The sequence below is a fragment of the Vibrio sp. QJM3NY_15 genome, assembly GCF_057785995.1.
The window spans coordinates 331,030-353,584 of record NZ_CM173517.1 but is presented as its reverse complement, the minus strand read 5'-3'; the positions used below and the strand labels follow the sequence as shown (position 1 = coordinate 353,584).

The 22,555-nt window shown below is 42.7% G+C and carries 19 protein-coding genes and 1 pseudogene; 2 read left to right on the top strand and 18 right to left on the bottom strand.

Annotated elements, in window-relative coordinates; all coding sequences use genetic code 11:
• Positions 1-37: 37 nt before the first annotated feature.
• The 18 genes and pseudogenes from AC3CKG_RS01610 to AC3CKG_RS01525 form a co-directional block, all read right to left on the bottom strand.
• Entirely contained in the window at positions 38-4,756 is a 4,719-nt protein-coding gene (locus tag AC3CKG_RS01610) for a DUF6701 domain-containing protein (protein WP_229634137.1), read from the bottom strand.
• A gap of 2 nt (positions 4,757-4,758) precedes the next feature.
• Positions 4,759-5,187: pseudogene (locus AC3CKG_RS01605) on the bottom strand (MSHA biogenesis protein MshP).
• Positions 5,177-5,917 carry a prepilin-type N-terminal cleavage/methylation domain-containing protein gene (locus tag AC3CKG_RS01600; protein ID WP_229634135.1) on the bottom strand — a complete coding sequence of 247 codons (741 nt, stop codon included), beginning with the start codon at positions 5,915-5,917 and terminating at the stop codon, positions 5,177-5,179. The pseudogene AC3CKG_RS01605 and the gene AC3CKG_RS01600 overlap by 11 nt, the downstream one beginning before the upstream one ends.
• Positions 5,917-6,486: a type IV pilus modification PilV family protein gene (locus AC3CKG_RS01595; RefSeq protein WP_229634134.1), complete on the bottom strand. Its 570-nt coding sequence runs from the start codon at positions 6,484-6,486 to the stop codon at positions 5,917-5,919. Before AC3CKG_RS01595 ends, AC3CKG_RS01600 begins: the two co-directional genes overlap by 1 nt.
• Positions 6,483-6,974 carry a prepilin-type N-terminal cleavage/methylation domain-containing protein gene (locus AC3CKG_RS01590; RefSeq protein ID WP_229634133.1) on the bottom strand — a complete coding sequence of 164 codons (492 nt, stop codon included), beginning with the start codon at positions 6,972-6,974 and terminating at the stop codon, positions 6,483-6,485. The genes AC3CKG_RS01595 and AC3CKG_RS01590 overlap by 4 nt, the downstream gene beginning before the upstream one ends.
• Before the next feature lie 142 nt (positions 6,975-7,116).
• The gene (locus AC3CKG_RS01585) at positions 7,117-7,611 is read right to left on the bottom strand and encodes a type II secretion system protein (protein WP_229634132.1); all 495 of its coding nucleotides are present in this window, start codon (positions 7,609-7,611) and stop codon (positions 7,117-7,119) included.
• A 35-nt stretch (positions 7,612-7,646) separates the two neighbouring features.
• Entirely contained in the window at positions 7,647-8,222 is a 576-nt protein-coding gene (locus tag AC3CKG_RS01580) for a prepilin-type N-terminal cleavage/methylation domain-containing protein (RefSeq protein ID WP_102281902.1), read from the bottom strand.
• 79 nt (positions 8,223-8,301) lie between these two features.
• On the bottom strand, positions 8,302-8,757 hold the full coding sequence (locus tag AC3CKG_RS01575) for an MSHA biogenesis protein MshF (protein WP_229634131.1): 456 nt from the start codon (positions 8,755-8,757) through the stop codon (positions 8,302-8,304).
• A 3-nt stretch (positions 8,758-8,760) separates the two neighbouring features.
• Entirely contained in the window at positions 8,761-9,984 is a 1,224-nt protein-coding gene (locus AC3CKG_RS01570) for a type II secretion system F family protein (protein WP_065105532.1), read from the bottom strand.
• 12 nt (positions 9,985-9,996) lie between these two features.
• Positions 9,997-11,721 (bottom strand): MSHA fimbrial ATPase MshE, encoded by a 1,725-nt coding sequence (gene mshE, locus AC3CKG_RS01565; protein ID WP_102311266.1) that lies wholly within the window; start codon positions 11,719-11,721, stop codon positions 9,997-9,999.
• On the bottom strand, positions 11,711-12,877 hold the full coding sequence (locus AC3CKG_RS01560; RefSeq protein WP_488528724.1) for a tetratricopeptide repeat protein: 1,167 nt from the start codon (positions 12,875-12,877) through the stop codon (positions 11,711-11,713). Before AC3CKG_RS01560 ends, mshE begins: the two co-directional genes overlap by 11 nt.
• A 2-nt stretch (positions 12,878-12,879) precedes the next feature.
• Complete coding sequence (locus AC3CKG_RS01555; protein WP_488528723.1) at positions 12,880-13,719, bottom strand: ExeA family protein; 840 nt, start codon at positions 13,717-13,719, stop codon at positions 12,880-12,882.
• A gap of 53 nt (positions 13,720-13,772) precedes the next feature.
• Complete coding sequence (gene mshL, locus AC3CKG_RS01550; protein ID WP_076670540.1) at positions 13,773-15,419, bottom strand: pilus (MSHA type) biogenesis protein MshL; 1,647 nt, start codon at positions 15,417-15,419, stop codon at positions 13,773-13,775.
• A gap of 15 nt (positions 15,420-15,434) precedes the next feature.
• Positions 15,435-15,764, bottom strand: coding sequence for an MSHA biogenesis protein MshK (locus AC3CKG_RS01545; protein WP_488528722.1), 330 nt, complete (start codon positions 15,762-15,764; stop codon positions 15,435-15,437).
• The gene (locus AC3CKG_RS01540) at positions 15,757-16,404 is read right to left on the bottom strand and encodes an MSHA biogenesis protein MshJ (RefSeq protein WP_488528721.1); all 648 of its coding nucleotides are present in this window, start codon (positions 16,402-16,404) and stop codon (positions 15,757-15,759) included. The genes AC3CKG_RS01545 and AC3CKG_RS01540 overlap by 8 nt, the downstream gene beginning before the upstream one ends.
• On the bottom strand, positions 16,404-17,846 hold the full coding sequence (locus AC3CKG_RS01535; protein WP_488528720.1) for an MSHA biogenesis protein MshI: 1,443 nt from the start codon (positions 17,844-17,846) through the stop codon (positions 16,404-16,406). The genes AC3CKG_RS01540 and AC3CKG_RS01535 overlap by 1 nt, the downstream gene beginning before the upstream one ends.
• A 2-nt stretch (positions 17,847-17,848) precedes the next feature.
• The gene (gene csrD, locus AC3CKG_RS01530; RefSeq protein ID WP_102558882.1) at positions 17,849-19,864 is read right to left on the bottom strand and encodes an RNase E specificity factor CsrD; all 2,016 of its coding nucleotides are present in this window, start codon (positions 19,862-19,864) and stop codon (positions 17,849-17,851) included.
• Positions 19,865-20,025: 161 nt separating this feature from the next.
• A complete protein-coding gene (locus tag AC3CKG_RS01525; protein WP_099167463.1) occupies positions 20,026-20,586 on the bottom strand; it encodes a single-stranded DNA-binding protein in 561 nt (186 codons plus the stop codon).
• A gap of 278 nt (positions 20,587-20,864) precedes the next feature.
• On the opposite strand from AC3CKG_RS01525, the gene AC3CKG_RS01520 reads away from it, so the two are divergent.
• Together AC3CKG_RS01520 and galU are read left to right on the top strand one after the other, a co-directional pair.
• The gene (locus AC3CKG_RS01520; protein ID WP_488528719.1) at positions 20,865-21,512 is read left to right on the top strand and encodes a LuxR C-terminal-related transcriptional regulator; all 648 of its coding nucleotides are present in this window, start codon (positions 20,865-20,867) and stop codon (positions 21,510-21,512) included.
• 157 nt (positions 21,513-21,669) lie between these two features.
• Positions 21,670-22,542 carry a UTP--glucose-1-phosphate uridylyltransferase GalU gene (galU, locus tag AC3CKG_RS01515; RefSeq protein ID WP_488528718.1) on the top strand — a complete coding sequence of 291 codons (873 nt, stop codon included), beginning with the start codon at positions 21,670-21,672 and terminating at the stop codon, positions 22,540-22,542.
• Positions 22,543-22,555 lie beyond the last annotated feature (13 nt).

The window sequence follows — 22,555 nt, the reverse complement described above, 5'->3', positions numbered from 1 at the left end:
TTACAGATTCCTAACTTAAGGGGCAAAAATTATATTTTTACTGACCTGTTAAACCACTTTCACCTCGGTAAATCACACGATCGTTACCGCGGTAGATACCAAATGTGACGACGGTAGAGGGATCTTCATCGCCTAACTGTCGCCAGTTGTAGCGCAACCATGGTTGCTCTTGATCGCTACCTGAGCAGGTAATAGGGTTTTCACCAGTTTTAGTGGTTGGTTCTGAGTCATCCATTCTTAACCACAAGCGGACTTGTTCACGAGGTGCATCTGTACCAGAAGGCGTGTTTTGGTTCGCAGCTACGTCTTCCTCTCCATCATCAACGCTGTCATTGCCGTTAAGCGAAGCTAACGTGGTTGTCGCACCGTCGCTATGCCAGATTACTTGTTTACAAGAATTAGCCCCATTGAATGTGCTACGGCCATCATCCTCGTTAACAACAAACTCACTACCATCCCAGAACTCAGCTCGAAGTGGGATAGTTAAGGTAGTACCGGAATTGCCACCGATATCATCAAGGGCCATTCGACCATACCGGGCGGGCGGTTGAACTGGAAAAGCTGCCGAATCGGTAACAGGGTTAGAATCGGTAAATGAAACAGGATCTGTTCCCTCGATTGTTAAACCGAAGTTTGTAATAGTCGAGTTGGCATCTGACGTATTAAACGGTGTATCTCTTCGGCTAACATCATCTGAATCCACAACTCGTTGAAGCTCAGCTGCATTGTCATTCAGCAACCAATGTTTACGATCTGTAGACCAAGTGCCTGCCTCAGTATCCAGCAAGAACCCATTATCGACAGCTGTATCATCTAGAACACCAAAACTAGCTTGTAGGTCTGACTTGAAGAATCGATAGTTATTGAGCGCATTATCCGTATCACTATCACCAGCTGCCATTGGGTACACTTGGTGAAGTGTAGAATCATAAGGTTGACTTAGGTATGCGATATCATTTTGATTGGCGACATTCCATTCAGGAGTACCTTGAACAAAATATTTAGGATAAAAGCGGCCAATAGATTTACTACCAGATAAGCCGCCAAGGATACTCCCGTAGAAGCTGCCAGTTTCAGTTGCGATAAAATTAAAACTACCCACCTCTGAATATCTTAAACCCTCAAATTTATAGCCTTTATTAGCCTGGTCATTCGAGGAGATTTGCTTGGTTAATCGATCCTCAGGGGTCAAATCACCTAGCTCAGCATCAGGATAATCCGTAATTGAAGGGGTATCTAAAGTAGTTGTAACTTTCACGCTTGCTGCCGACTCAAAGTAATTATTCGTCAACAAGTTATCATCAGTGCAAACAGAAGATGAGTCGGTATGCTTTATTGGGCGAGCATAAACATCAAATGGCGCTCCGGCAGCAGCAAAACTATCTGAGTCTTTCTCGTTGCTGTTTCCATCTGAGCTCTTATCGGTGCAAATCGCAAATTTCCAAGGGCGAGAGTAGACCGAGAAACTTCCCTCTACATCATAATTCCCATCTTCGGGACAACCAGAGAAACCAGTACAATCAAAGCTACTATCTTTTAAAGTGACGTTGAAAAGCCCTGACTCAGAGATAGTTAAGTCAGTTGAGGCACTGCCTTCTTCAAATTCAGGTAAATAAATCAAAGAACCATCGGAGCCACTCCAAGAACTATCAAGCTCATGAGCAATGGTAACTTCATCCCCAGCTTCACCTGTATAGTTTTCAGCAACAACAATTGAGTCACCAGAGTCACATGCTAAAACTTTAGTGACTGTCGGTGTCGCCTGCCCCGCAATGGCATCCAAACGATTTGTCAGGTTATCACCATCCACTAAAGAAAACTTAAATGGTACGAACTTGAATTGGCTTTCAACTTCTTTTTCTGAATCATCCACTAATGTCGCAGTTAGCTTATAACCCGTATCAAAATCTATCTTGGCAGTATCTTGAGCAATAACTTTTAAAGTTAATTCACCATTGTCATTTGATAAATAATTAGGGTAAGTTCCTGAACCTTGTAGTACGGAAACGTCAAATTCATCAGCGTCTGGAGTAATACCTACGGTAACACCTAGACTTTCCGCCACACCGTTATTAGAGGTATTAATGGTAAATTGAGGGGAGTCGTCGCCACACATTAAGGCTAAGTCTGTCGCAGGAGATATCTCTATCTCGTAATCATCAACAGGCACAATACAGCTTGTTTCTGCATGAATAAGAGCATTTGATGACATATTTATATCTTGTGCAGATACGGCACCATACAGCCTAGCGGTACCACTCATATCCACTTTTTGTTCACTGTACAACAGACCAGTAAAAGTCGTCTGATTGCTGGAACCGCTGCTATTTAAGCTTACTTGTTGAGTACCATTTTCTAATACGTTAACTCTAAAATGTGTATCGCTTGCAAGTACAGGCTTTTCACCAGTCCAATTAACAATTGGTATACCCGCATAACTACCATTATTAACGGATAGATTTTTAGTAAAGATTGTGACTGTATCTCCGCTCTTTACTCGTAGTTGACCGTTGCCGTTAATATCTAACTTACCAATTTTGTATTTACCAGCTTCAATTTCGACCACACCACCAGTACCAATCGAAATACTGTCATACTCGTAGATTTTTACCCCACCAACAGTGATAGGTAAGATAGTAACGTTATGTGTGTAGGGTATGTCCAGTGAATTGCCAAGATTGTCCGGTACGTCTTCCAATGCTTCTTTATCAATGAGTAGATCACCCAAGCCATAACACTGTTGCCCCTCACAGGCGACACCGGTTCCATCGTTGGTATTGGAATCTAAAAAGCCAACATAACGTTGACCGTTATCTCTAAGCGCACCTACTATTTTGGGAGAACCATTTATTTCTAAACTCCCGTTAGAGCCTTTCCAAGTTTGGACTGGGCTTTTATCATTAAACCCTTCACAGATGCCTATTTCATTCGGTCGGTCAAACATAAAGAAGCCTACATCCTCAGCAATGTGAGATCTTTCATTGTCCTTATCCATATCCTCTTCAACGATAAAATAAACTTTATCTTTTGTGATATCACAACGGCGAATCCAACCACCATTATTACCACTGCGAGAGTTTTTATTTGCAACTAATATAGGAGGAGCATCAAAGCCAGCATCTGCTATTGAAGTAAATTCTTCACAACCAATTTCTATGGGAGAAATAACCTTTTCATTTAGCGTAGTAGTCACCCTTGTTTCACCATTGCCAAGGAAAAAACGGGCACCTTGAATAAACCCTGAACCTTCACCAGCCACAAAAGCTACATTCTCTTTAGATGGTATTGAGTTATTTTTGATGACTTCAGATTTCTCTAATGCCAAGGAAAAACTATCAACCCCTACACCGCGAGCCATACCGGTAAACCACGCCGATGTGTTGTTTTTTGTTTGAGGTTGAACTAAAACGCCAGGCTTAGAATTAAAAGAGTCTAAACCATAATCCTCATAGCGAATAATATCTGCGTTGTTTCTTTCTCCGGAGATTTGAGACGCGGCGGTATTTGTATTTACAAGACCGGCAACAATTTGACTTTCACCATTATTTAAAGAGATGACACCTTCTTCGATAACAAAATAATCAATATAATTACTACTTTTTAAAGGGTCACCCTGTCCACTCATAGGGGCATTTAGATAAGCAATGTTGTTTGTCTTTTTCTTAGTATTAGGAGCTATTTCTTGGACTATTGTCGCGGATTGCCAAGTTGTATTGATTACAGATGCTGTAGAAGGAAGTTCTGTAGTCCCATTACTTCTAACGGATAAGCTTGCGTCAATGGTTGGCATAACAAACACGAGCGGTTTAGGTTTCGCTATGTCATAGGTATTATTAAAATTCAACGTACAAGTCACGACTTGTTTGTTATCAGGTCCTGGAGATGAGATCGTACAATTGTTATCCGTCAAAGTACCAAATTCAAATTGAGGGTTTTGGTTGATTGGCGGTTCTGGAGGAGTATATGAACATAATTCAGATATGTTTGCAGGGCAATTCGACGAAGCATAGTTACAATTTGGGTCATCAACACCACAATAAAGATTTTCATTATTAAAATCCGTTGATGATGCCTTTATCTCACCACATACCGAAGAACTTTTAACTGTTGCTTTACCATGAGAATTTATAGCCCGCGTTTGAGCATAGATACTATTTTGACTCTCAGCGTTAACCTCTCCGCCTGTTGTAGTAACTACGCCACAAACCTGTGTGTTTTTTAAAACGACATCACTTAATGCAGTAATATCACCAAAAACCTCATTGGGATTTGTCTCAAATTTAACCTGTCCCCCAGTGCTGATTACATCGCCAAACACCTTGGTCTTCTTTAATACAACATCACTATGTGCCTTAACATTGCCATAGAATATGTTAGTACCTGACTCAGATTTGACCTGCCCACCTGAACTTTCAACATTTCCATATACAGTAGCTCCCTTAAAAATAGCATCAGAGTGAGATTCAATATCTATTGGTGTCGCTGCCGTTCCTGATTGGTTGTTATTTTCAAATTCAATACTGCCTGACGTTAGTTTCAGTAACGGTCTGCTATTGGGTGGGATAAGATCCGTTCTACTAAAAATAATCGTATCTTTATTCCCCAAAATAATATCTTGGGGGCACGAAAATGTAATGCCATTAAGTTGACCGTTGCTACAAATATTCGTATTTGGATCGGATATATCATAAACCGTAGCAGCAAACGAGGTAGGGACTAAAAATACCAACATCATACTGAATAATAACGACTTCATACTCACTCCTTCACCCAAACTTCTTGAATACGCTGTACTTGATTGATACCCGAGCCACAAATGGCTGTTGATTCAATTTTGAAAAAGCCAACACCATCTAGCACACCGATCTGACTGCAAGTTAATTCATCGACGGTACAAATAGTCGACATACCACCACTTAATTGATTTGGATTTAAGTTGCTACACACTGTACTAACACTTGTTGAAACCGCGGGAGATACAGTCAAAGGGTAAACTTGAGTAAGTGCCCACTAATTTGCAGAATGCGCTAAAAGCCAAGCCTGAGTTCCCAGTTGTTTGCGCGTCAATGTATCGTGATTTGACCACTGAACTTGCACTAAAGAAGTCGCTAAGAAGCCCATCACCACAATAACAAAGACTGCGACGACCAAAACACTACCTTGTTGAGATGATTTTCTATGGCGCATTGAGTACCTGCACATCTTGTTGGTAAACACTTACTTCGTTATTTTGTTCAAGTACAAGGTCGATGTGTATCACACCACCTCTTTGTAAGCTTGGCTCTTCGTAACGAAAATTACTTTCCGCATAATTGATACTATCCGCTACAGTGACTCCATTGCGTTGAATTAGGCCTTGATTCTGAACGGTATCATTCACTAAACAGTAACTTACTGAAGCTCTGTAATCATAAATATAGTGACGTTCAGCCTTCGAACGACTCTCTAAAGTCACTGAGGATACGGTAAAAACATTATTCGCAGAAACTAACCCTGAGACCGAAATCCGTTTGGTCGAACCTGCTCCTAAGTCAGAGTAATTTGTTGGGTTAATAATTAAGAAATCGTCTGCATCAAGTATTGGGGAGTCTTGACCGATAATAAAATTCAGATCGTCGCTCGCTTCATCAAGGTGATAAAAGCCTGAGTACTTAATAGCGTAAAAGGTGAGGCACTTTTGAGCAAAGGCCGAAGCAGGGGTAATACTTGAATCAAAGCTATTAGGAACCGCATGGCTTATCTCTCGCGACATTTTCTCTACAACAAATTGCCCTTTAACTTGTACCTTTTGTCTATCGATAGTGTCGACATAACTTTTCATACCGTACTCAACAAAGCCTGCTATCGCTAACCCAATCACACCTACGACTACAATCGTTACAATCATCTCTATTAAAGTGAAACCACGTTGCTTCATTAATAGTTCCCCTTGTAAGCGATAACGCTGTAGCGGTTGTTACCACCAAAAATCTGCAGCTCAACACGCTTCATCGTTCCAATTGCGTTGTCATCAATTCCGTCCATGTTGCCATCGTAAAACACAGATACTTCGACCCGAAAATTGGCATAACTGCCTTCAATATTTTCATCTAAGATATTGGATAATGGGTACTTGGGGGATGAAGTACAGGCTGACTCGGTGGTATCTGTGTACCAACAACCTATATAGTCGTCTACGTCATTAAAAGCAGCGGGAGTAGCCTCTGAACCATCAGTTCCTAGTTCACTTGGCGCAGAACATGACGCCTCTCCTGCATCACCACAACGAACCAAACCGCCCTCAAAATCACTATGCTCGTCAAAGCCACGTGCCAATATTTGATTCATCAAACTCTGCCCTAAAGCCACTGAGCGATTTTGATATTGTGGATCGGCAGAACTGGCTACTTGAGGAACCAAAAAACTGGTAATCGTAACCATCGCAATGCCCAGTATGATAATTACAACGATGCTTTCAATTAGAGTAAAACCACGTGAGCGAATCATAGGCACGCCCCTTCACGTACATAGCCTTGAGAATTGATACACACCTGAGCGCTATTACTGGAGGTGTTTGAATTAATAGTAATATTAATCCCAGCGCTCACCGAAGGGTTACCCAATAGATCAAAATCGATAATAGTATTCGCAGGAGAAAATGAAATATCTGACTCACGCACATAGTCACTACGTACATCTGCTTGCGATTTTTGAGCACTATTCGATAGATTTAAACTACACGCCGTAACTGAGCCTAGGCAATCACTATTGATAGCAAGACGGAAGCTATCATTAGCTGCTGACACGTTAGATTGCATTCGATTAACTTGGATTTGACGGATAACGGAAATGGCCTGCTCTTGGGCAGCAAAGGTAGAAAAGCTAGAAGTGCCAGCGAAGCGACTCGCGGCAAAAGTGGAAACAATACCGAGGATAATGATAACGATGATCAGCTCTACCAGAGTAAAGCCTTTGGGTATGGGGCTGTTATCCATAATGAGCCTCTAACTGCCTAGCGAATACTGATTATACAAGATAACGAAACTTACGATCTTATGTATATGAATAGTTTTGATATTTTTGTGTAGTAGATAGAAAAAAGGCCAGCAGGTGCTGGCCTTAAAAAATGCATACTAATTAGTCACACGCAGTGTTTGGTTCGCTATCTTCACCAGGAACCACAATAATAGTTGTAGCTGGAACATTGGCCGCTGTCGCTTCTGAGTATCTTACGCAGCTACCATTGAAGTTTTGAATACCGTAAACAAGCGTAGCGTCAGTACCAACAGTACCACCCGAGCTTAATTCTACAAACTCACCTGATTGATCAATGGTAGCGCCAATACCAGCTGAAGTTGCAATAGGGTAACCAAAAGAATGAGCAATCCCGTCAATAGATGTTGCTGCTGCGCTCGCCGCTACATATTGTTGCCCTTCAATACCTTCAATTGCAGCTTTACCATAAGAAATGCCCATAGCACCAGAAATAGCCCCACGTAAACCTTGCAATGTCGAGTTCTTCGCATCATCTTGCAGGTTTAGGAAGCGTGGTGCCGCAGTTACAGCAAGAATACCTAGAATAACAATAACAACCACTAGTTCGATTAGGGTGAAACCGCCTTGTCTTTTCATAGTTAAGCTCTCTCTATGTTTAATTTTACGCAGACTTACTGCAAAGTTACGGTCACACGACCAGTTTTAATTTCGTAAACGAATTGGTGCTCGGTACTACCTTCTAATTGAACGTAAGTACACGTTGCATCACCTGAATTCGCTTGCGCTGAATATTTGTAATTTGAGTCACTTGCAACATCTGAAATCGCACCAACTTTAGGTGGATTTTGCAGCAAGTTTTCCATCAATTCAGAACATGTTTTATCTGAAATGTCTTGTGGCGCGGTGCTAGAATTATTATTCAGAGTCCATGGATAGCCGTCTCGAAAGTCGGTATCTTCGTTGTTACTGTTTTTTGATCTTGTTAACCAAAAATCAACACCATCATAATTTACAGTATTGTATGTTTCAACACCTATCTTCTCTGATGGTCGCGCTTCTGCTTCCCACTGTGCTCTTGCTGACAAAACTGCCGTTGCAAAACCACCAGCGACACCTTCAATGCTTGATTTCTTGGCTTCATCTGTCACATCGAGAAAACGAGGTAAAGCAGCCACCGCCAATAAACCAACGACCACAATCACTATGACTAATTCGACAAGGGAGAAACCCTTTTGATTCTTAAGCATTTTCTACCTACTCATCTAATTATTAACGCGCATTATACATTCACGCTCGTATAAAACCATACAAAAACTGTCAATATTTTCACAAAGCCAAAATATTGGCTTTAACACTAAATCTTTCTTTTTTGAGCAATATATCTATCTGATACTTATCACTATAATGATAACTACAATGAAACTGTATGTTATCACTTTTATCTTCAACACTTGGAGAGCTTAGCCCTAAAATGCTCTCCTGAGGATACAATTGATCCAGCCAATAATTGCAGTCCCGTTCCGAGCCTTGGATCGGCATTATCCAACCCGTTCGGCTATATAACCTTGGTTGCTCTGAAATACCATTTCGCTCAACACCCGTTAATAAATACTGCTGCTTGAAACGATTGGCTCGCTCTAGCATTTGCTTACTCGCCACGATAAATGCCGTGTTAGTCGCTTCCTCTTCTACCGTTTTCGATGCCGAAAGTAGGCCTACAATCAGAAAAAGAATAACCACACTCCAAATAACAAAACGTGAGCGCCGTAGGTTATTTAGCATTCCCTAACCTTTGATTGCATCCAGCATTCCCCACATAGGTAAGAAAATACCTAGCGCTAAAATCAGCACCATGCCCGCAACTACCGTCAACAGAATCGGTTCAATTCTGGCCGTTAAAGTCTTCAGATCGTAATCGACCTCTCGATCGTAAAAATCAGCCACTTCAAGAAGCAACTCATCAATGCGACCTGTTTCTTCACCCACTGAAATCATTTGTATCACGAGCGGTGTGAAAATTTCGCTGTTGATCGCGGTAGATGAAACTGTACTACCCGCTTCGATTGCTGATTTCATGGCTTGAACTCGCAGTTCTAGAAAGCGATTGTCCAAAGCCTCAGCCGATAACGCTAATGATTGGTTAAGTGGTACACCCGCTTTTAGCATTAGTGCAAAAGTACGTGAAAAGCGCGACAGTAGCGCTCGATTCACAACACCACCAATAACCGGCATTTTTAAACGCAACCTATCCCACTTTTCCAGCCCTTTGTCTGTTTTAACCCATGCTTTAAACGCAAAGATAAGACCGAAAATAACCGCGAGCATTAAGCCCCAATAATTTACAAAGAACTCGGACATACCAATCAGGATACGAGTTGGCAGTGGCAAGTCGACACCGAAGCGCGCGAACATACTAGAAAACTGTGGAATCACCTTGATGTTAAGAATGAACATCGCAATCAAAATAAAGCTGATAACAAAAGTTGGATAACGCATCGCGGTCTTGATTCGCTTACGAGTCTCAACTTCCTGTTCGTAGTATCCAGCTAATTGCAGCAAAGCCTGATCTAAACGACCGGTGTTTTCACCAACACCGATCATAGATACAAACAGCGGGCTAAATACTTTTGGGTGCATCTGCATCGATGCCGATAATCCACGACCATTGGTTAACTCTGCAACCACGTCTTCTAAAGCCGCTTTCAACTGTTTGTTTTCGCAGTTTTGGGTTAGGCCTTTCATCGACCTCAATAATGGAACACCCGCTTTAGTGAGGCTGTATAACTGTCGGCAAAATAGAACTAATACTTCTAAAGGCACATTAGGAGAAAACAGGCTAGATACATCCATATCTAACACTGATCCGCCACTTTTCCCCAATTTGATAGAGGTAGGAATGATCCCCTTGCTCATCAAGCTTTCAGCAGCAAGATCTTCGTTATTCGCATCCAACTGACCAGTCACTTGACTGCCATCAGAACTGCGTCCTACATAACGATACGTTGGCATACTAGTCTACCCTTACAGATAAATTGGATCGGTTGCACCGGAGGCATCGCCTTCACCAAGGTGCATGATCTCATCGAGGCTCACGACACCTTGCAAAGCCAGTTCCATCGCAGAAGCCAATAACGGTTTGTAATTGTCAGACTGTCTAGCCGTTTGAGCGAAACCAACAGCGTCATTAGCTCTGAGCGCATCCATCATGTTTTGCTCTAGCTCTAGCATTTCAAAAACACCAATACGCCCGCGGTAACCCGTCAAATTACAGTTCTGACAACCACGTCCCTTCATGAAGGGCACATCGACTTGATTTGGGAAACGTACACTCAACCATTGCTTACGAGGCTCATCTAGTTCGTCATCGACCTTACAATCAGTACACACTTTACGAACTAATCGCTGTGCGACAACCGCTCTCACGGCACTTGCCACTAGATAACCTGGAGCCCCCATGTCCATCATACGCAGTGCGCTATCTACTGCATCGTTGGTATGGAGCGTACTTAATACTAAGTGACCGGTTAAGGCTGCTCTTAGGCCAATCTCAACGGTTTCATGATCACGCATCTCACCAATAAGAATGATATCGGGATCCTGACGTAGAAAGGTTCTCAATACCGTCGAGAAATCTAGGTTGATCTTAGGGTTTACCTGAACCTGGTTTACGCGAGGAAGACGGTATTCGACCGGATCTTCCGCAGTAATGATCTTTTTACCCGGTTCGTTTAACTCGCTTAACGCACCATATAAGGTCGTCGTTTTACCAGAACCTGTTGGGCCAGTAACCAAGATCATGCCATGAGGACGGCGTAATTGTTGGCGAAGACGAACAAGAAGGTCATTGGGGATACCCGATGCTTCTAGCTTACGTAAGCCTGCTGATTGGTTAAGCAAACGCATCACCACAGACTCGCCATGTTGTACCGGCATGGTCGACATACGAATATCAACCGACTGGCCTTTAGCTCGAATATTGAAACGACCATCTTGAGGCAAACGTTTCTCGGAAATATCCAAGTTTGCCATCAACTTCAAGCGCAGTACCAAAGCAGAGGCAATATTCACTTCATTCAATAGCGTTTCATGCAGCACACCATCAATACGTTGACGAAGACGCAAGACGTTTGAATCGGGCTCAATATGGATATCAGAAGCACCAACTTGGATTGCATCCTCAAACAAAGAGTTGATGAGTTTAACAACCGTCACTTCATCGCTGTCTTCACCAGCGATATCAAAATCAAAGGCATCATTAACTTGGTGCTCGGCATGCAGCTGCTCGGCAAAAGAAGCGATCTCTTTGGTTCGACGGTAATAACGGTCAAAACCATCGACTAACTGTCTCTCTTGAGCGACAACAAATTCAAGTGCGTAATCGCCTAGTTGACCAAGTAATGATTCCTGAGCAAACAGATCGGCAGGATCACTCATGGCGACACGTAACGTATCGCCTTGACGTCCAATCACCAATGCACGAAGGCGACGAGCATGTACCTCGGGTAAAAGCTGAACCGCTTCTACATCGACCACAGCTCTACTTAAATCAATCAGAGGAATCGCTAGCTGCTGAGACAAAAAACTCAGCATCTGCTGTTCAGACAAGAAGCCAAGTTCAATCAAGGCATCACCAAGCTTACGTCCGGTACTTTTCTGAGCGGCCAGTGCTTGTGCAACTTGAGCCTCGGTAATGATGCCTTCTTCTACGAGCAAATCACCAAGTCGCTTTCTTAATCTAATTTGCATCGTCGTTCTCCTCTAAGGCATCGATTATTTTTAATCTGTCACGGACAAAGTTTTGCGATTGAGATGAGATTCCAACTCGGGTTAAAGCGCCTTGGTATGACTCTTTAGCAGTACTAAAATCAAGCTGTCGCTCTTGTTGAATCGCAAGACCTAGCCACCAGCGAGCATTGGCTGAATCGACTTCGACCAACTTTTTATAACTCTCTAAGGCAATCTCTTCTTGCTGCGATTTTTGACTCAAAGCCGCACGCATTGCTAAATAATCTTTGGTCGGATTGGGCGGTAAATGTACTAATGGACTCAAGGCGGCTTCCGCTTGATTCGCTTTGACGAGCAATTTTGATAAACCTAGACGTAGCTTTTCACTATTGGTATTAAGCTTGATACCGGATTGATAAAGCTCATAAGCTTTACGAGTATCACCCTTACCAAAATAGAGAATCGCAAGTTTCTGGCGAACATCCTCATTCCTAGGGGCGTAACGCAGAGCTTCGGTATAACCTTTCAGAGCACCTGCAAGATCGTTCGCATCGAGGGCTTTCTGAGCTCGGCCTACTGCATTATCGGATAGCTGTTGAGAAGTCAGTTCAATCTGCTCGATCAACATGCCATTGCCAGCTGAATTTTCTGATGCTGCTGCAGGCGTTTCTACACTCGTCAGCTCATTAATTGACGAAGACTTTTGTTTCGATACGCTTGCCACATAAATCGGCTCTTGAGGAGCGACTTTTAACGCTTTAGGGGCTGTTTGATTTTTTGACTGGTCTATTCGCGACTTAGCGGCTATAAATTGAGTTGTTACAGGTGCTTGAGGTTTTTCAACCATAGAATGAGATGTCACTGACGTAAGTTCAGAATCGACAGCAACCAGTTTTTGGGTTGGTGACAAAGGCATTGCTGGCGTAACAACACGATTAACTTGCCCCGAACTATCGACAAGCGACACCTCTACTTGTGGAGCACTTACTGAAATGGGGTTATCAAGTTTAGGGGCTTGTGACACCGCCCAGCCGCCCATTGCCAAACTTAAGGTAAAGCCACCCACAACCCAAACCAATGGCGAGCGAGTTTTGACTTTAGGCACAACAGCCGCTTCTATCGATGTTGTTGATTCTTTCTTTGCCAATTCAGACAAGGCGTTATTAATGACGCTCATAATTAATTCCAACCCCACAGTATTGGCGTTTTAAATTTAGGCTTACATACATCATATGTCTCGTGCATTGCAGCAAATAGGTGTTGGTTTTCAAGCGTTTTTTTATCTTCGCTAAACGAAAGCAATAAGGCTTTGTGACACAACTGATTAATCAACCTTGGAATTCCTAAAGAAGAGCGCCAGATTGCTTTTTTATGATTCAAACAAAATAGGTTTTGATTGCCACCCGATTTGGTTATTCGGTTATCGATATAAGCCACCGCTTCGTCAAGATTAAGCGGCCTCAGTGTTGAGCTAAAACTGATTCTTTGACGAAACTGCCTAAGATGATAAGCCTCCAAGCGAGTATCCAATTCAGGCTGTCCGAGTAACACTATTTGTAATAATTTCTTATCTTCTGTCTCTAAATTTCCGAACAACCTTAATGTTTCGAGCGCCTCATCCGATAGAGCTTGAGCTTCATCGAGTATCGCGACAACTCTTAGCCCTGAGCTGTGCAACTCAATCAATTTATGCTGAATGCTATCGACTAAGGTTGCTTCGTTCTCGACTACAACATCAAGCTCTTTAGCGACGGCTTGACGTAAGTCAGCACCTGATAACATTGGGTTGGGAAGGTAGATTAGCGCAGTACAGTCTTGTAGATGGTTCACCAACATTCGGCATACCATCGTTTTTCCCGTACCGACCTCACCAGTAACCTTTATCACGCCCTCACCCATCTCTAACGCCGAGATAACCGTTTGAATCGCCTCAAAGTGAGGAGCCAAACCATAAAAGAAGTCGGTATTCGGCGTTAAAGTAAACGGCAGTTGTTCAAAGCCAAAATGAGCTTGATACATAAGGTGACCTACCTTAATTCAGCGCTGCCAATCTACATGGAGAAGATGAATGGCTACTCTTCATCGGGGAACCATTCTTGTAGAAGATCACGAGAACGCTCCAACTCAGACTGCCAAGTATTGACGCCCACAATGGTCGGTTTCAATAAGATCACAAGCTCAGTTTTTTGAGTTAATTGACTGGTGTTACGGAACAAGTGGCCGAGTGCTGGGATATCACCAAGGAATGGAACTTTAGACGTCACATCACTGGTGTTAGATTTCATCAAACCACCAATCACAACCACATCGCCATCTTTTGCGCGAATGACTGAGTCAGACTCACGAATAGAGCTTTTCGCCAAAGGAAGTTGTACCAAGCCCGTTGTTGAACCTAGGTTGAGCTCTTTCACTTCTTCCTCGACCTCAATAACGGCAGGGTGAACATGTAAGAATACGCTACCTTTATCGTCTATCTGCGGAGTCACATCCAAAGAGATACCAGAGAAGAACGGAGTTAGCTCGACTTCAGGAGCAACATTGGCGTTATCACCACTTCCTACCGAGCTTGATAAATCTGTTACGTAATACTCATCAGTACCCACTTTGATAACCGCTTTTTGGTTATTCGCCGCTGTTACTCGCGGGCTAGACAGAACATTCAAGTCACCTTGAGTATCCATAAAGCTCAAAACTGCTTCAAAACTGCCATCTGAAATGGTTACGTTGGTTTGTCCGCCTAACAAAGAGCTGATTGCATCTAAGGGAGGCAATGTTCCACCAGGTCGGTCAATTACAACACCGCCGCTACCAATCGACTTAGACAAATTAGACCAGCTAATCCCCTGTTGATAGCCATCACTCAAGGTCACTTCCATGATCTTGGCTTCTAAGATAACTTGACGCTGCAAGCGTTTCTGAGAAATACCTAAAAACTCTCGAACTTCACGAATTTCATCAGGGTAAGCGCGTACCGTAATGACACTGGCTTGTGGGGTAACCACAACACTTTGTCCTTCACCAGATCCGATTAGGTGAGCAACTGCAGCTTCAAGCTGTGGCCAAAAATCACTTTCAGATGTCGTTTCAATCTCTGTTCCGCCATTCGACGTCGAATTCGATGAATTGGACGAATTAGAAGAGTTAGATGAATTCGATGAGTTTGAGTTCGAATTTGAAGAGCTTGAAGAGTTAGAGTCTGAGTTAGAGATCGTGCCGGTGGTAATCGTCGTTAATGAGCGACCAGAACGCTTCACTTGTAAGTAATCGACAGGAATCGTTACCGTTCGAAGGCCGGCAGGGTAAACCTGAATCACTTTGCCACGCTTCTCAATATCGTAGCCATACATATCTTGAGCAACAGCCAACACTTCATCTAGCGTCACATCGGTTAGATTTAACGTAAGGTTTCCAGCCACGCTTGGGTGAATAGCAGCACTGTATTCAGTACCTTTAACTAAGCTAGCAAAGAAGGTTCTTGCTTCGACACCGTTCGCCTGAATACGAAAGCGCTTAACCGTTTCCATATTCGGAGACATAGAGTCTGAATCAAGTTGTGGCATGAGGTCATCTTGAACCGATGAAGGAAGCTCATGAAGTGCTTTACTATTAGCTTCATTAATGGATTCGTTCAAAGACTCTTTTATCTCAACAGGGTCACGATGCCCCATTGAACAACCGACTAAAGATGACACTAGAATTGCTACTACAAGTTTACGCATGTCTTCACTCAAACCTTAATTATTCTTAATATCTAAAGAGAACATCTCTAATTTCCATTGCTTAGAGTTTCTCTGCAGAGTGACGTATTCTGGATCGATATTCTTAACTCGATACCCTCTGACCGTTTCTCCTTGAGCGAGAATTTGACCATTTAGAATCGCATAACAAGGTGTATCACCTTTACAAACAATGCTCTCTAATGACGGTAGACGATACTGAGTCGGCGCTTTTTTAGCTGGCACAGCTTTCTGTGGCGTTAACCAGCCTAATGGCGCCGTGGGATCTTGTTCAGCCCATGCTACTTGTCCACAAAAAAGTAGGGACAACAGGATAATTCTAACCACCGATAAACTCCTGTCTGGTACCTAGCGTATAAACCTCAAACACAAGTCGAGCATTTGGGTACTCTTCTACCGAGTATTTAAATGTGCGCCAGTAATAACTCACAGGCAGAGACTCAAGCGCTTGAAGGTAAGCTGAAATACTAAAGTAGCTCCCCGTCAGCTCCATTCTTACCGGATGAAGAAAGTAGCCCGAGTACTCACTGGTTTCTTTATTATTCGAAATCGGTTCTGGTTTTAATGACTCTAAAGATTCAAGCTTTAATCCACTACCAGCGTTGAGCACACTTTCTAACAACTGTGACATTTGAGAAGGCGAGATCAATCCATCAATGATTTCTGATAACTGAACAGAAAGGTCTTGGCTCTCCACCAGCAGTTTTTTGTACTCTAGATTAACCTCTTTATCCGGGTCTTTGTTCAGCTTGGCTTGAATCACCAGCAGCTCACCCTGCTGTCTTTGATTTGACTGAGTCAAACTCATCGACTTAGCTTTTTTAGCTTGTAAATCGAGGTACGCAGGCTCAACCAGCAGCGTAAAAATCAACATAGCTAGACCAACAAAACCACATACGAAAAGCAGCCATTTTTCTCTTTGACTTAATGCAAGAAACTTATCGCTAAGCTGATTCCACTGTTGCACTATTTGCTCTCCCTACGAGTACTCAATTCAAAAGTCACCACGTCTTGATCATTGCGACCGATTTTTAATTTTTCGAACGTTCGTCCGACTAAATTTAGTTCGCTTTGAAATTGGCCAATCCAGTTTGGAACGACATTTGCGTTACGTGCAAAGCCTCTCAAATCTAAGGTATCGTGAGTCATATAGATGTTCGAAAGTGAGATATCATTTCGCCCTAATTTAGCTAAGGCATTCATGACGCCAGAATACCCGACTTGCTGTGATTCGTCGTATTGCCCTACCGCCTTCAACGCTTCTTTTTTTGCTTGAGTCTCACATTTGAGACGCGCAACGGCAGCCACTTTCTCTGGTGACGGTTTATGTTGAGTTAGCTGACTATTCAACTGGTTAACTTGCTTGTTAATCTGCTTGGAGTCATGTTGCAAAGTGGTTAATTCTGCGTCCAGATTGGAGACTTGATATTGCATCACAAAATAACTACCGAGAAGCAGCACACTGATGATCGCCCAACTCGCGACAACATTCGCGAGAGTAAAATACTCTTTTTGGGGCTTTAGATGTTCAGGGTAAAGGTTAACGTTAAAATCATTTTTCTCTGCCGCAAGTTGAACCAGCAAGCTTTCTGAATTTTCACGATCCTTGTCTACTAACAAAGAAACACTCGAACTTAACGTGTCGTTTAGGACGCTTTGCAGTTCGGCTTCATCCTCTTCATCACAGCAGATTTTGAGCTGGTGAAGTTGAGTGCCTTTAATTTGAGAGGAAAGGTAATCAATTGAACGCTGTAACTCTAATGCTAAACCATCAAGCTGTAAGGCACTTGAAGCCACTCCAGTTAATGGTGGAACTACACTCCGAATCGTTCTTTGAAAACAAACCGTATGCTCAACAAAAGCACCTAACTTAAAGTGTGCGTTCTGACTACGTTGAAGAAGAATAAAGTTAGAGAGCTCACCCGCACTGTACCCCCAGATTTCATCTTCAGGGACAATACCTTTGAGCTCAACCTGTACCGAATTGGTCACAATAAGGAGCTTATCTAATAGCTTCTTAGGTAAAACATAAACTTGCAGTTTGTTCGAGGTCGGTAATGCCACCGCGCTCGCGGTAATATCCGTCACTCGCTCAGAAACAAGATCTTTCAATAAGAATGGCAGCGCAACCGACCATTCGTTCTCTGGAATATCAGGCTTATCTATTTGGTAGGTTTGGTAATAATTGGCACATACGATCAGCTGAAGGCTGCCACTAGTAAACGCCTCACTATTGAGAGACTGTTTCAGCGCGCTTTCCCAATCCCCATTAACCAATGAGATACAAGTAATTTGAGGGGATTGCTCTGTCGGTGAAATGTAAATGGCATCATTGGCCAACATAACAACTTGAGCACTGCCTTTATTACTCGTTGGCCTTACCTTGTCTAAAATCGCTTTGAAATTCATGCTTAATTACTACTCTTACGCCATCGATTTCTTCGACCGACTTTTACTACGGATTCGGTTTTTACTGCCTTTTCGCCTTGATGAGGCAAAGGAATGATTTGTTGCTCTTCTTCAAAATATCGACCTTGATAACCATTGATGCCTAACTCTATCAAAGTGTTCTTTTCTTGTTTTGTCTCGACCCCAACAGCAATCACTTGAGTTGGTGAATCACCACACGCCCCAATCAAGCTGCGAACAAACAGTTGATTCTCATGTCTTTGGTCTATTTTCTTAATAAGACTTCGATGAAGCTTAATATAATTGACCTTTAAATCTTTTATATAGTGAGTGCTAACAATGGTTCGCCCTGCTTGACCAACAATCACTGTACACCCTAACCCCGACAACATCTTTGCCACCGGTCTCATATAATCTAAATGAGCAATCAAATGCCCTTCAGGAAATTCGAATGCAAGCAGAGAGCGATGCAAGGCAGAGAGCTGTAACAACTCACTTCTAAACCATTTAAAGTGCTGCTTATTAGCAAATGGAGTCACATTCAAATTAATCGAATAATGTATAGGTTGAGTGGATTCTTTCACCAACTTCAACATCACCTTCAGAACCGATTGATCCATTTGAGCTTGATAACCGACTTGCTCGACAGCTGGCATAAAGCGAGATGATTTCAATAAACCCTTTTCAGGGTCCTGAATTCTAATGAATATTTCTCTATGTAATTCATTAGCTTGACCAGATTCCGGCATAAGGTAACATCGCTGAGCAAAGATTACTAAATTTTCTGGGAGCAAAGCTTTATCGAGTAATGTTCTCCAACGAACACTGCCGCGATCAAGCTCATTTTTATTTGATTTAGGGTAGCGGCTCCAGTTATTGATGCGCTCTAACTGAGCACTTTTTAGCGCGGTTTCCGTTTCATCCATGATCTGGCTATGGCGCTCACCTTCCGTGTACATGGTCACACCAATATGGCACCAGTTATCCGATTCCAGAGGTTCCGGCGGGGTTAACTTATCTAACTGCCTTAAGCATTGAGCCGCCAACGTCGCAATATCTTTTGCTCCCTGATGTGGGATAAATACAGCGAAGTCCGCTTCATAATAACGAGAGAAAATAACATCGGGGTAGCGCTGAACAATATTCGACAATACTTCACCGACTTCAATAATAAAGCCATCGGTGATTTGCTTGTCGTTCACATCACGAACCTGACCCCATTCATCAATACGTATCAGTAAAACGCCGCCCCGAGCACCACTTTCATGCAATGCCGATTCGAGCTTGTTATCAAATAGAACGCGATTGGCTGTACCTGTCAGCTTATCTAAGAAGGTATGGGTGCGAATAAAGGTATCAAACCGGCTTCTTTCTTGACGAGCATCTTGTAGCTCTTCAATTAACACATCAAGCGCTTCACTTGCCGTATAGGGCCATTCCCGCTCATCCCCTTTAGCATGAGCTTCAACTTGCCCAGCAAGAAGCATTCTTCCTCGTTCCTCTAGCATTTCTGAACCCATCAACTGCTCTTTGAGCCATCGAACACCACGGGCTAAACAGAAAATAATGAGAGCAACCGCTAAAGTAATTGACCACATGGCTTCAAGCGAATAGCTATAGCCTATATAAGGAGGAAGAGCCTTAAACTCAATTCGATAACCTTCATTGCGCTCAAGGACAAAGCTTTTTTCATAAAGTCGATTAGGATCAATCTGAGGAGAGGTATCTTTGAAGCGATACACAATGCCGGTTTTGTTTGAGAGTTTCATCTCTACAATGTTGCTCGCCTGCAACATCTTAGGCATCCAACGCTGCATTGAATACGCGGCGTCAGGATCTTCCATCTCTTTATCTACAACGTCGACAATACCCACCAAATAGTGGTCTAAATATTCTTGCCCGATACGCTTAAAAGAAAGTGTCCCGCCGATAAAAAGAATGAACATCGCACTGATGACACTCACGGTGACAAAGGCGACTAAGCGAGTGCTCAATTTTAGTGTGGGGGTATATCTCATGAATAACGAAATCCTTTTCAACTCACATTATACCGTATTGCTACTTATACTATAAATTGACGTTGTAAATAAAGCGTTAAGAATTCTAGGTAACAAAAAGCCGCGATAAACGCGGCTTTTTCCAATTTAATACTGTCTTTATAATATATTAAAAACAGGGCTTAAAATGGGATGTCATCATCAAAATCCATCGGTGGCTCATTATATTGAGGTTGAGCCTGTTGTGGAGCTTGTTGAGGTGCTTTTGGCTGCTGTTGAGCTGGAGCACTGTATTGTTGCTGCTGTTGTTGTGGCTGCTGTGGCTGACCCCAACCACCTTGCTGTTGGTTGTTGTTACCCATACCGCCTTGAGCAGGAGCACCACCTTGAGCACGGCCACCAAGCATTTGCATTACACCGTTGAAGCCTTGAACAACCACTTCTGTCGTGTAACGGTCTTGACCGCTTTGATCTTGCCATTTACGAGTTTGAAGTTGACCTTCAATGTAAACTTGAGAACCTTTACGTAGGTACTCACCAGCAACTTCCGCCAGCTTGCCAAACAGAGCAACACGGTGCCATTCTGTTTTTTCACGCTGTTCGCCAGTTGCTTTGTCACGCCATGACTCTGACGTTGCAATGGTAATGTTCGCTACTGCGCCGCCATTTGGCATGTAACGAATTTCAGGGTCATTACCTAGGTTACCCACTAATATAACTTTGTTAACTCCACGGCTAGCCATGATTTGCTCCGTCTAAATTCATAGTCTCAGAAAATTTTAGCGCACAAGAATAGCATGCTTTTCTGCAGTGATAAATCGCATTCCTATTCTCGCCTCACTACAAAGAATAAAAACGTAACAAATCATGATATTCAGATCGATGTTGCTTTTTTCTCCACTTACAAACCTCTCATTTACTTTCCAAGTTGATATTCAACGCAAGTCACAAGAAACGCTCTAGAGAAGCGAAAGCATGCATGACAACGTGAAATCTAAACCCAGATCAACAAGGAGTTTCAATGAGAAAATCTCGATATGCTCGCACTTTGCATTTTATCTGTATCGATCCGAGTAACACCTATTTACATGTTAAAGAGATAGAAAAGTTTTTGTCTCTAACCCTTTTCAAGATGATACCAGATGATCTGATGTTATTTGACCGAAAGCAGAGCAACCGAATTTTGCTCGTTGATTACAAAGAGGTACCTCAGTTAACGAACCTTCATCCAAATCTACCCGTGATGTGGAAAAATCATGAGATCATTCTATTCAACGTCCCCAAGGCACTGCCTACATCGGAGTTAATTACGTTTGGCGTATTAAAAGGTTTGTTTTACAACACTGAAGAGAAAGCCAAAATAGCGAAGGGACTTGAAGAGGTGATCAATGGAGACAATTGGCTACCTAGAAAAGTGGCAAGCCAATTGTTGTTCTACTATCGAAACATCGTGATCACCAATACAACCCCCACCAATGTCGACTTAACTATTAGAGAGCTGCAAGTCATTCGTTGCCTTCAATCTGGCTCATCAAACACTCAAATAGCCGATGATTTGTTTATTAGCGAATTCACGGTCAAATCTCATCTTTATCAAATATTTCGTAAGTTAGCCGTTAAAAATAGAGTCCAAGCTATTGCCTGGGCAAACCAGAACCTGCTTGCATAATGGATCGGCCTCTTAAACTGACGATAATTTTAAGGAAAACTCTAGTGAACCATACGGATTGTTGCTGAATTTTTGACATTACTTATGCTAGAGTTGCCCTCAGAAATATCAACCACCTAGGTTGAATCCATAATTATTATAGATAAAGGGTCTTATCATGATCAAAAAGTGCCTTTTCCCGGCAGCTGGCTACGGTACTCGCTTCTTACCTGCAACCAAGTCAATGCCGAAAGAAATGATGCCCGTTGTAAACAAACCTCTAATTGAATACGGCGTAGAAGAAGCAATTGAAGCCGGTATGGATGGAATGTGCATCGTGACTGGCCGTGGTAAGCATTCATTGATGGACCACTTTGATAAGAACTACGAGCTTGAGCACCAGATCAGCGGCACCAATAAAGAAGATTTACTGATCAATATTCGTGAGACGATTGAAGCAGCAAACTTCACCTACATTCGTCAACGCGAAATGAAAGGCCTAGGTCATGCTATCTTGACTGGTCGTGAGCTTGTGGGTGATGAACCTTTTGCCGTTGTGCTTGCTGATGACCTTTGTGTAAACGAGCAGCAAGGCGTTCTGGCTCAAATGGTTGCGCTATACAAACAGTTCCGTTGCTCAATCGTTGCAGTGCAAGAAGTGCCTGAAAACGAAACTCATAAATACGGTGTTATTTCGGGCGAGATGATCAAAGACGATCTTTTCCGTGTCGATGACATGGTAGAAAAGCCAGAACCAGGTACTGCTCCAAGCAACCTAGCGATCATTGGCCGTTATATCCTGACTCCAGATATCTTTGAGCTTATCGAGCAGACTGAACCAGGCAAAGGCGGCGAAATCCAGATCACTGATGCATTGCTAAAACAAGCAAAAGCAGGCTGCGTATTGGCTTACAAATTTAAAGGCCAACGTTTTGACTGCGGTAGTGTTGAAGGCTACATCGAAGCAACAAATTACTGCTTTGAAAACCTATACAAAAAAGACCAACAACAAATCGAGCTAGGTAAGTACTCAACAACAAAAGAAGCTTAATCGCTAATTTTGG

What these genes read in the sequence shown, in the direction of transcription:
- AC3CKG_RS01610 (WP_229634137.1), bottom strand. Translation starts at nt 4,756, where the DNA reads ATGAAGTCGTTATTATTCAGTATGATGTTGGTATTTTTAGTCCCTACC.
- AC3CKG_RS01600 (WP_229634135.1), bottom strand. Translation starts at nt 5,917, where the DNA reads ATGAAGCAACGTGGTTTCACTTTAATAGAGATGATTGTAACGATTGTA.
- AC3CKG_RS01595 (WP_229634134.1), bottom strand. Translation starts at nt 6,486, where the DNA reads ATGATTCGCTCACGTGGTTTTACTCTAATTGAAAGCATCGTTGTAATT.
- AC3CKG_RS01590 (WP_229634133.1), bottom strand. Translation starts at nt 6,974, where the DNA reads ATGGATAACAGCCCCATACCCAAAGGCTTTACTCTGGTAGAGCTGATC.
- AC3CKG_RS01585 (WP_229634132.1), bottom strand. Translation starts at nt 7,611, where the DNA reads ATGAAAAGACAAGGCGGTTTCACCCTAATCGAACTAGTGGTTGTTATT.
- AC3CKG_RS01580 (WP_102281902.1), bottom strand. Translation starts at nt 8,222, where the DNA reads ATGCTTAAGAATCAAAAGGGTTTCTCCCTTGTCGAATTAGTCATAGTG.
- AC3CKG_RS01575 (WP_229634131.1), bottom strand. Translation starts at nt 8,757, where the DNA reads ATGCTAAATAACCTACGGCGCTCACGTTTTGTTATTTGGAGTGTGGTT.
- AC3CKG_RS01570 (WP_065105532.1), bottom strand. Translation starts at nt 9,984, where the DNA reads ATGCCAACGTATCGTTATGTAGGACGCAGTTCTGATGGCAGTCAAGTG.
- mshE (WP_102311266.1), bottom strand. Translation starts at nt 11,721, where the DNA reads ATGCAAATTAGATTAAGAAAGCGACTTGGTGATTTGCTCGTAGAAGAA.
- AC3CKG_RS01560 (WP_488528724.1), bottom strand. Translation starts at nt 12,877, where the DNA reads ATGAGCGTCATTAATAACGCCTTGTCTGAATTGGCAAAGAAAGAATCA.
- AC3CKG_RS01555 (WP_488528723.1), bottom strand. Translation starts at nt 13,719, where the DNA reads ATGTATCAAGCTCATTTTGGCTTTGAACAACTGCCGTTTACTTTAACG.
- mshL (WP_076670540.1), bottom strand. Translation starts at nt 15,419, where the DNA reads ATGCGTAAACTTGTAGTAGCAATTCTAGTGTCATCTTTAGTCGGTTGT.
- AC3CKG_RS01535 (WP_488528720.1), bottom strand. Translation starts at nt 17,846, where the DNA reads ATGAATTTCAAAGCGATTTTAGACAAGGTAAGGCCAACGAGTAATAAA.
- csrD (WP_102558882.1), bottom strand. Translation starts at nt 19,864, where the DNA reads ATGAGATATACCCCCACACTAAAATTGAGCACTCGCTTAGTCGCCTTT.
- AC3CKG_RS01525 (WP_099167463.1), bottom strand. Translation starts at nt 20,586, where the DNA reads ATGGCTAGCCGTGGAGTTAACAAAGTTATATTAGTGGGTAACCTAGGT.
- AC3CKG_RS01520 (WP_488528719.1), top strand. Translation starts at nt 20,865, where the DNA reads ATGAGAAAATCTCGATATGCTCGCACTTTGCATTTTATCTGTATCGAT.
- galU (WP_488528718.1), top strand. Translation starts at nt 21,670, where the DNA reads ATGATCAAAAAGTGCCTTTTCCCGGCAGCTGGCTACGGTACTCGCTTC.